This window comes from Vaccinium witches'-broom phytoplasma str. VAC, assembly GCF_000309405.1.
Lineage (GTDB): Bacteria > Bacillota_I > Bacilli_A > Acholeplasmatales > Acholeplasmataceae > Phytoplasma.
The window spans coordinates 1-1014 of record NZ_AKIN01000074.1 but is presented as its reverse complement, the minus strand read 5'-3'; the positions used below and the strand labels follow the sequence as shown (position 1 = coordinate 1014).

Annotated in this window: 1 protein-coding gene and 1 pseudogene; both read left to right on the top strand. The window is 29.4% G+C overall.

The window, feature by feature from the left end; genetic code table 11:
* Positions 1 to 282, top strand: a 282-nt coding sequence (locus tag RI68_RS01865) for a hypothetical protein (RefSeq protein ID WP_026071941.1), incomplete at its 5' end; no start/stop codon positions are given.
* Positions 283 to 589: 307 nt separating this feature from the next.
* Positions 590 to 1014 (top strand): annotated as a pseudogene (locus RI68_RS01860) (hypothetical protein); the annotation flags it as partial.

Here is a 1014-nt window from a genome sequence, read left to right as displayed (position 1 = left end):
AATAATCTAGTAATGGCGATGAATAATGGACATGTTTCTCAAAATAACGATAATAATAATGAAATAAGAGAAATTAATAATAGAATTGTGGAATTAGCTTTAGAACAAAAACAATTATCAAACCAAATCAGTTTAAGTCCAATAGGATCTTTTGCAACCTTAGAATTAAATATCAGAAACCGAGCGATATATTTAGAGTTAATTGATCTTTATGATAGATTAAGAATTATCGGGCAACAACGCATCAACCCTAATCAACCAAATAACCCCCTAAATCGATAAACACCCAAGACTCTAAAATAAAATTAAATATATTCATAAATTAGACCCCCTATTCAAGGGTCTTTTTTATTTTAACAACACAACTAACTGGCAAGGCCATAATAAAAAAGGAGACAATTAACAATGTCAAAATTAGTCAAAATTCCCTCTATTTAAAATTATTATTATATTTTTTTTCTTCATCATTCCTTTTCATTTCTCTTCTTCTATTACTGCTCATTCTTTCTTTTATCGACAAACCAAATCAACCATTAAATTATCTGACTACCAAACCCTTCAACAAGAATGGTTAAAAACCCAACCAAAAATGAAAAGATACGACATCAACGTTATAGAGAAAGAAGATATCCCTAATATATTAGAATATTTTAATATCCAAACTTCCACCTATAACCTCAAAGAACCCTCATACAACCCTTATGGAAGTAAATTTTTCTTCAACAAATTAAAAAACCCTCCTCAAGGCTTAATTGGTGTTTATTTCAAACCCCGCATCAATCCTTTTAACGAAAAATATCCTCATGAAGACGATGAATACACTTTAGAAGACCTTTTAAAATACGAAATCGCCATCGAAGAAGCTTTTGTCTTTTGGGATGTCAAAGAAAAACCTCCTCAAGAAAAACAATCTCAAATAAATTTAGTAGTTAGCAACATCTTCACTGATCAAAACAAAGAAGAAGTAATCAATCATTATTTAATGGAAAATAACATCATCAAAGAACCAAAATT